This window comes from Arthrobacter sp. A2-55, from assembly GCF_025548615.1.
Classification (GTDB): Bacteria; Actinomycetota; Actinomycetes; order Actinomycetales; family Micrococcaceae; genus Specibacter; species Specibacter silviterrae.
On sequence record NZ_JAJLOZ010000151.1, the window covers coordinates 1 to 875 of the forward strand.

The following is an 875-nucleotide window of genomic DNA, read 5'->3' on the forward strand; positions in this document are numbered from 1 at the left end:
TGCGGGCCGGTCGTCGCGGTTCCCGTAGGGGCGCCCGCCTTGACCGCCGCGGTTGTCGCGATCGCCAAAGGGCTTCCGGTCACCGTACGAGCGGTCTCCGGAACCACCGCGGCCTTGGCCGCCATTGAATCCACCGCCGTTGCTCCCGCGGGAATTCCCGTCGCGATTTCCACCCTGATGCTCAGCCATGCCGACTCCTAAACCTATGAGCGCACTAACTGGCACAGTAACAGCCGCTCTTCACTATTGATCTTGTCCAACACAAAACCTCCGGACCCATTGGTCCACACTCCAGTCTAGTCGAGGCGGAGAGCCCCACCCATGAATCTGGCGTATCTGGACAAGATGAGTGGCCAATCACAAACAAGGTGGCTGTCGCCGGCCGTCATCGCCTCAAAACCAATGGAGATGCGGCAGGCACCGTCCACTACGTCCTCAAAACGAACTTCAACTTCCGACGACGACAGCGGGGCATCTGCCACACGCCAGTCGAGCCTCAGGAGTGTTGGCGACTCCCATTCAACGATATCGGCCCATGCCAACTCATCGCCGTCCTCGCCCTCCTCGACAAAGTTGTCCCGAAGGAAGGCGACATGCGAGCCTTCACCAAATTCACTCTGCTCCGAGACTGGCCACCAGAGATGAACGGCGTCTGTAAATCCGTCAAAAGCATGGACTGCGTCAGTTCCCACCACCTCAGATATCACCTGCCAGGTGGCTTCTGCAGGCGAAACGTAGTCAGGTTCGGGGGCATGTGAAAAGATGCTGGACATTTGGACAGCCTACGGCGCCCTGCTGTGAAAAGCACGCAGCTGCCCCGGCACCTCCTTCACTGAGGCCGCGTTGCCGGCCTGCGTGTTGTGTTGTGTCTGGGG

Annotated in this window: 2 protein-coding genes; one reads left to right on the plus strand and one right to left on the minus strand. The window is 59.9% G+C overall.

The features are described from left to right. Positions 1-201 (plus strand): hypothetical protein (locus LPN03_RS20725; RefSeq protein WP_262455760.1); only part of this gene is annotated, 201 nt, incomplete at its 5' end. Positions 202-296: 95 nt separating this feature from the next. Here the strand turns inward: LPN03_RS20725 and LPN03_RS20730 are convergent. Continuing rightward, the gene (locus LPN03_RS20730; RefSeq protein ID WP_262455761.1) at positions 297-773 is read right to left on the minus strand and encodes a hypothetical protein; all 477 of its coding nucleotides are present in this window, start codon (positions 771-773) and stop codon (positions 297-299) included. Positions 774-875 lie beyond the last annotated feature (102 nt).